The sequence below is a fragment of the Vibrio profundum genome (assembly GCF_050337555.1).
In the GTDB taxonomy this organism is placed as follows: domain Bacteria; phylum Pseudomonadota; class Gammaproteobacteria; order Enterobacterales; family Vibrionaceae; genus Vibrio; species Vibrio profundum.
Genome location: NZ_JAKJTA010000013.1, coordinates 146,113 through 152,404, shown reverse-complemented (window position 1 = coordinate 152,404; position 6,292 = coordinate 146,113). Strand labels below are relative to the sequence as shown.

The window sequence follows — 6,292 nt, the reverse complement described above, 5'->3', positions numbered from 1 at the left end:
ACCTTAAAACGCTTGTCTCTACGACAACGAACGATGACTGACTGGGAATCATCGCCTATTGAAAGTGACTCTACACACTGTCCTTTAAAGCGAAACAAAGTAGAAGATAAGGAAGGCATATTATCCACATGATTTATAAGATAAATGAGCATTCTAAGTTAACGTAATAATCATGCTGTTATGAAGTAATCAAGCTCAGGAAACCGGAGAAGAGCCCTTCAAGTAAGCCAAAATTGGTCCAACTTATTGAGAATGCGACTCTACGCTAAACAGGTTTGGGGCAATTCCTGCTTCCATTTACTAAAAATAATTCCCAAAATCGATCAAACTTTATTGGGTTTAGACAAACTTTAATGTAGGCCGACAGTAGCGGTTAATTTTATTTTCTACTTATGGCTCACACCATGCTAGTTTGCATCGTTAAGCGAATGTTTCGCCACGCTTATTAGAAAAATAAGCGCCATAAAGTAAAGGTTTCCCCATGAAACTCAAGATTGTTCTCGTTCTACTGATCATGCTTGTCAATACCAGTACCCAAGCCGCCGCATTGACGCTTCACTGCCTTCTAAAGAGCAATACAAGCCATCCATTCAAAGAGAACACAGTGCCTTGCGATAACAACCAGACAGGCGACATCGTAAAAGTAAGGGTCCATCGTACGTGCGAGGAATTTCTGGGGTCGGCGATCCAGGTCCATATTGATTATTTTCATTTAGATGCGTTTCTTTGGCCTGAAATAGGACAAGGAACGGTCGAGACGACGGCCAATTTGTGTTCCGATACTTCATACCCCGGCGGTTCCGTTCAGTGGAACAAGGATGAGATCTATATCCAGACGTTGGAAAACAATTTTTACCGTATCGGTAAGGTTGGCCGGTTTGAGAAAGACGTGTTTGTAGTGAAAGGAATGAAGAATGGCAAGCGTTGCTGGCACATTAACGGTAAAGGGAGTTGTGCGACACCAGCTAATCCGTTCTAGATCTCTGACTAAAAGAGAGCCACTTCAAGTCGTTTTTGCGTTTCAGTATTTGAGGAGGCAGCAGGTATCGCACTTAAACAGGAAGAAGACTTTAGCCCTGTACGAATGAAACGATGGGGCCAGTTGATCACAGAACTACACGATTGCACCATTGATTATCAGGTGCCGGAAAATATAGAGAAACGACCAGACTGGGACAATGAAAGTAACTATTTACGGATTAGTTCTTTATGTGATGAAAAGCATGAATTTTATAGCAAGTTCAACCTTCTAAATAATTGGTTACGCCAGCTGCCAAAAGATCCTGAAGTCTACAATCTTGTCCACGCTGACATTCACCATAACAACTTTTTTGTAAACCAGAGTAATGATTTAACGTTGATTGATTTTGATGACTGCCATTTTCATTGGTTTTTGTATGATCTAGCCGTGCCTATTTTTCATTTATCAATTTTACTGAGGGAGCAATGTCTTCCAAGCGAGTTAGATGTATTGATCAAGCACATGGTAGAAAGCTATACCAAGACGAGGAAGCTTGCACCTTATCATCTCGAAGCGCTCGACAATTTCGTTCTGCTACGCCATTTTGTCCTTTATTTTTGGGCGACACATAACCTGATGCAGCCATCTTTCAATGATTCAACGAAAGAATGGATAAAAATGGCCATTAATTATTGCTCGGCTCATATCAATCAGTTTGACTATTCACAACTAACGATGCCGTCCCCTTTATACCAAGAGCTTTCTTCTTCGGTAACGTGACCATAAAATCTACAGAAAAAGTTAGAAAGGTTGAGTGGGATATTGGACAAGCAAGGTTTATTTTCTGACCATGATGAATGCTTGGTGTAGGGCTAAAGCAAAAACTCTTTAATATCCCTCACTTCCACTTCCACTTCCGTGTTAGGTGTGCGCTCAGCCCTAACCCTAACCCGCCTAGCAAACCTGAAAAATGTGCTTGAGTGGCAATCGGAGCATCTATCCACTCGCTAGTGAGCGTCGATGGGCCGACGACTTGATCCCATACCACTTTAGCAATGACAGCGATAACCAGCAAAGCGCTACTTTTTCTACCTTGCAATGCTTCTGTGAAGGCAAAATAAGCTACTAAGCCATGTAAGATGCCGGACAAGCCTAAATAATTGTGAATATTAGTCGCGAGTAAACTGGTTCCGACGATGATCGAGAGCAGTAGCATCACGGCAAAAGTGGTTTGGACTTTCGGGTGAAACACAAAGCCGATGATCCACAGCCCCGCCAAGTCCATGGCAAGGTGCGCAAAGTTGGTATGGGTAAAGTTTCCTGATACGATGCGCCACCACTGGCCATGAGCAATATCGGCGTTGTTCCAAATGACATAAGATTGAGCCGGTTCAAATTGCAGGCCGAAACAGATTAAGCTAACGACAAATAAAAAGAGGGATAATTTCACGTCATGTCTCGATATTGTTCAAAATGCGGCAAACCGAATAAAGCGTGTATTTGCCCGTGGATACAAAGCCTATCATCGAATGTGGAATTGATCATCTTGCAGCACCCCCATGAGGTGGACAAACCTTTGGGTACGGCGCGTATTTTGGGTCTGTCTTTGGCCAACAGCCAAGTGTTGGTAGGGGAGGATTTTAGCCAGTTGGACGAATTGAGTGCCTTGCTGGCCGAGCCAAACGTACAGCATTATGTTTTGTTCCCCAACGACAGCTCACAATCTGCCGCCGCGTTAAAAGCCTGTCCCCATGAAGAAAAAATACGGGTAATACTTCTCGATGGCACTTGGCGAAAAGCGTATAAAATGTGGCAGTTATCAAGTAACTTACATAAGTTGCCGAGTCTACATTTACCTGATGATCTGGTAGGAAATTATCGAATACGCAAGGCACCGGATGAGAACAGTCTATCCACTGTGGAAGCGGGTTATCATATTCTTTCTGTCCTAGAACCACAAAGTGACTTCACACCATTACTTACCGCATTTGAGCATATGGTTGAGTTTCAAATATCTCAAATGCCGCAAGGGGTATATGAGCGTAATTATGGGCCGCGTAAAAATAGGTGAAAACAGCCATAAAAGCATATTGGGTACAAAAGTATGTGAGTAGTGACTGTATATCGACCGATATGTTTACGAGTAACCGAGAAGCGCGAACTTGGTGCTAGACAATTCTTGCACTTTTCAGCGATGAATAAAGTTCTGTATCGGCTGCAAGCACCCCTTATCTTAAGGGGTTGCTGGCCTGTTAGGTTGCACCGTTTTAGTGTGTGCTAAGACTGCTTCTGGGGTGGTTTCCTTGCCTTTTATTGCTGAGCCTTGAGATATAAATATCTCGACACGGCGGTTGTTTTTTGCGTTTTTCGACGTAGGGCGAGTGTCGGCAGCGCCTTGTACCAACAGCCGATGCGGATCCACTTTTCTATCTTTCAAAATAATATTGGCTACAGATACCGCCCTGAGAGCAGAGAGATCCCAGTTGTTACGAAATAGTTCTGAAGTTGGGTCGGTGGCATCGGTATGACCCACAACGGTGATCTGACCGGGGACGACTGCGAGTGCCCGTGCGATATTTTGTACCAACGGCGTGAACTTGGGTTGTACATACTCTGAGTTATCGGCAAACATCAGATGTGATTTCATTCGGATCACGATTTGGTTACCCAACTTCTCCAGCTCTAATTGACCAGCCCCCAGATCTCCTTTTAGCAAACTTTTAAGTTTTTTGAACTTGTTATCAAGTTCCTCTGATTGTTGGCCAGAAACTGACTTTTGATGGATAGGACGAATATCCATTTTGGCGGCTTGCGTGGTCGCGTTACTACCCGTAATACCAATCCCACCTTCGAAAATCGGTGAACCTGCTGAGTGTGAGACTAAGCCAATATCTTGAAATGAGCTGACGACACCAGTGACGAGAGCAGCGGACTTACCTTTATCCGTTTGAGCGAAGGCGTAGAGCACCACGAATAGGGCAAACAGCAGCGTCATGTAATCGGCATAAGAGACAAGCCAGCGCTCATGGTTTTCATGGGTTTCTTCGCCGCCTCTGCGGTTTTTTCTTCTCATGAGTCAAAGCCCGTAAATTTCGGATGATCCACATAGCTTACGATTCGGTTACGGATATCGAGCGTTGGCGCACCATTTATGATGTCGTAGGCGACTTCCACAATCATATCTTGATAGCGTGTTAGCTCTTGGCTAAAGAGTTTGTAGCGATTGCCAATCGGTAAAAAGATGATGTTGGCGAACGCGACGCCATAGATGGTTGCGATAAAAGCTACGGCGATTCCATGTCCCAATTGCTCGGGTTGGTCTAATAATCCCATTGCGTGAATGAGTCCTAAGACAGCGCCAAGTATTCCCATGGTTGGGCTGTAACCTCCCATGGCCTCATAAAACTTACCAACTTGGTTGAGCCGAGTTTCTTCGTTAGACATTTTGGTTTGCACTATGTCGATCAAGGTGTCTTTATCGACTCCGTCGACAATCATGCTCATGGTTTCTTTCAAGAAAGGGTCAGACACTTCTTCCAGTTGCTCTTCAAGTGCAAGGTAGCCTTGTTTACGTGCAACTTCAGAGTATTCAAACAAGGTTGAAGCCATCTCAAAATAATCGTAGTTAGGCGGTTTGATCAGCCAAGAAAAGTAGCGCTTGACGTCTTTGAGCGTCGAAAAGGGGAATTGGACACAGACAGCGCCAACAGTGCCGCCAATCACGATGAGAAAAGCGGGAAAATTAAGCAAGGCACTTGGGTGGCCGCCTTCAATGAGGTTTGCGATGATGATAAAAGCGACAGCAATTAGTATGCCTATGAAACTCATAATAATTCTCTAAAAGTCGGGGACAGCAATCTTGTATAGGATTCGAGCGAATCAGTCTAATACAAATTAAATAATGGTTAGTTGATCTGGCATAAAGGAAGTGAATAAGCCGTCACTTTCGCGGCTATAGGTAAATGGGGGTCGCAGCGATCTTATCAGTGGTGACTTGTAGCGATAGGAATCCAACTTGCTCGGTGGTTTGGTACCCTGCAACTTGGTGATCGAAGCCATAGGCGGTCGAGGGTGCCATGATTTGCGTGGTATTTGTGGCTTGGTGAGTGATAAAGGCATGGCCATGTCCACAAATTACGGTAGAAATGGTGTGATTACTCTGCACGATTTCTGCAAGCTCGCGGCGATTCTCAAGACCAATAGTCCTAAACCACGAATTACCAACCTCAAAAATAGGGTGGTGAATGACCAGTATCGTCGCTTTTTCATGCGAGGCATTCTTTACCCGTTCAAGATCTTGCTTGTGGACGCGGCCCGAACCTAGCGCCATCTTGGCAGAGTGTGGCTTATAACTAGAATCGACAAATAATAGCTGGCATTCGGTTAACTCGAGCTCTTTGGGTATCAAAATCGGCGTATTGATAAAGGCTTGCGCCATCATGCCTAGATCATCATGGTTTCCTGGGATGGCGCAGATGGTTGAGATGTGAGTGGCTTTGTTCATTGTTTGAGCAAAGGCACGGTATAAATCGACAGAGGGATTGCAGCAAATATCCCCCGTGATCAGGAGTGCGTCACACTCTTCCAGCTGTGCTATCTTCGCGAATATACGTTCTAACTTTTTTAAGTCGTCGTCGTTTTTTATATGGCAGTCGCTGATCTGAATAATATGGTCCATGGCCTCTCCAAAGTATGGTTGAATCCGTGCAAGGCGATTATATTATACAGTTGAAATATAAAGATAAAGTTATCAATTTCTAATCTAACCAGTTGGCTGCTCTATGCTAGCTTCAATAGGGGAAGAAAATAGATGTGCGTACCTTATCAATTAGTGAATGAGCAGCATGTCATTCCAACGTTCTCCACCATGATTAGAGGCTGACTCACCGCTATATACAAACCCATAACTTTGGTAGAAGCCGATAAGAGTCTTCTTACAAGTTAAAATTATTCCTAACTGATGTTTAGATTTGCTGAATTCAATAAAGTGCTGGAGTAACTGCTGGGCATACCCTCGGCGTTGAAAGGCGGGATCGACAGCGAGCCCAAATACCGTTTGGTATGAACCATCAGGACAATGGCGAGAAGGGTTGGAATACAGATCGTCAGGTAACTCAGGTTTGTCGAAAATACACCCATTTATATGCCCCGCGATCACTCCGTTTACTTCTAAGATGAAAAAACAGTCAGGAAAAGTACTAAATCTTTGTTGAAATGATTCTAGTGTTGCCGCTTCAGGTTGAGAAAAGCAGCGCTGTTCGATTTCAGCAATACGATTGATATCTTCTTGTTTTGCTTGGCGTATAGAGTACATGAACATCTCTTCTTTAG

General features: G+C 44.1%; 7 protein-coding genes and 1 pseudogene. 3 read left to right on the top strand and 5 right to left on the bottom strand.

Going from position 1 to position 6,292, the window contains the following annotated elements; genetic code table 11:
- Nucleotides 1-481 precede the first annotated feature (481 nt).
- Both L4C34_RS14060 and L4C34_RS14055 read left to right on the top strand, forming a co-directional pair.
- Nucleotides 482-979, top strand: coding sequence for a hypothetical protein (locus tag L4C34_RS14060; RefSeq protein WP_428789978.1), 498 nt, complete (start codon nucleotides 482-484; stop codon nucleotides 977-979).
- Between the two features lie 48 nt (nucleotides 980-1,027).
- Nucleotides 1,028-1,741: pseudogene (locus tag L4C34_RS14055) on the top strand (phosphotransferase enzyme family protein); the annotation flags it as partial.
- Nucleotides 1,742-1,859: 118 nt separating this feature from the next.
- Here the strand turns inward: L4C34_RS14055 and rrtA are convergent.
- Nucleotides 1,860-2,411, bottom strand: coding sequence for a rhombosortase (gene rrtA / locus L4C34_RS14050; protein WP_428789977.1), 552 nt, complete (start codon nucleotides 2,409-2,411; stop codon nucleotides 1,860-1,862).
- A 3-nt stretch (nucleotides 2,412-2,414) separates the two neighbouring features.
- On the opposite strand from rrtA, the gene L4C34_RS14045 reads away from it, so the two are divergent.
- Entirely contained in the window at nucleotides 2,415-3,032 is a 618-nt protein-coding gene (locus L4C34_RS14045; RefSeq protein ID WP_428789976.1) for a tRNA-uridine aminocarboxypropyltransferase, read from the top strand.
- A gap of 162 nt (nucleotides 3,033-3,194) precedes the next feature.
- Here L4C34_RS14045 and L4C34_RS14040 read toward each other — a convergent pair whose 3' ends face one another.
- The 4 genes from L4C34_RS14040 to L4C34_RS14025 all read right to left on the bottom strand — a co-directional run bounded on the left by L4C34_RS14040 (nucleotide 3,195) and on the right by L4C34_RS14025 (nucleotide 6,275).
- On the bottom strand, nucleotides 3,195-4,034 hold the full coding sequence (locus L4C34_RS14040; RefSeq protein ID WP_428789975.1) for a flagellar motor protein MotB: 840 nt from the start codon (nucleotides 4,032-4,034) through the stop codon (nucleotides 3,195-3,197).
- On the bottom strand, nucleotides 4,031-4,789 hold the full coding sequence (locus tag L4C34_RS14035) for a flagellar motor protein (RefSeq protein ID WP_428789974.1): 759 nt from the start codon (nucleotides 4,787-4,789) through the stop codon (nucleotides 4,031-4,033). Before L4C34_RS14035 ends, L4C34_RS14040 begins: the two co-directional genes overlap by 4 nt.
- Nucleotides 4,790-4,913: 124 nt before the next feature.
- Nucleotides 4,914-5,639 (bottom strand): metallophosphoesterase family protein, encoded by a 726-nt coding sequence (locus L4C34_RS14030; RefSeq protein WP_428789973.1) that lies wholly within the window; start codon nucleotides 5,637-5,639, stop codon nucleotides 4,914-4,916.
- Between the two features lie 150 nt (nucleotides 5,640-5,789).
- Nucleotides 5,790-6,275 (bottom strand): GNAT family N-acetyltransferase, encoded by a 486-nt coding sequence (locus L4C34_RS14025; RefSeq protein ID WP_428789972.1) that lies wholly within the window; start codon nucleotides 6,273-6,275, stop codon nucleotides 5,790-5,792.
- Between the last annotated feature and the right edge of the window lie 17 nt (nucleotides 6,276-6,292).

Excerpts from the sequence above, each read along its gene's own strand:
- L4C34_RS14060 (WP_428789978.1), top strand. The coding sequence starts at position 482 with ATGAAACTCAAGATTGTTCTCGTTCTACTGATCATGCTTGTCAATACC.
- L4C34_RS14045 (WP_428789976.1), top strand. The coding sequence starts at position 2,415 with ATGTCTCGATATTGTTCAAAATGCGGCAAACCGAATAAAGCGTGTATT.
- L4C34_RS14040 (WP_428789975.1), bottom strand. The coding sequence starts at position 4,034 with ATGAGAAGAAAAAACCGCAGAGGCGGCGAAGAAACCCATGAAAACCAT.
- L4C34_RS14035 (WP_428789974.1), bottom strand. The coding sequence starts at position 4,789 with ATGAGTTTCATAGGCATACTAATTGCTGTCGCTTTTATCATCATCGCA.
- L4C34_RS14030 (WP_428789973.1), bottom strand. The coding sequence starts at position 5,639 with ATGGACCATATTATTCAGATCAGCGACTGCCATATAAAAAACGACGAC.
- L4C34_RS14025 (WP_428789972.1), bottom strand. The coding sequence starts at position 6,275 with ATGTACTCTATACGCCAAGCAAAACAAGAAGATATCAATCGTATTGCT.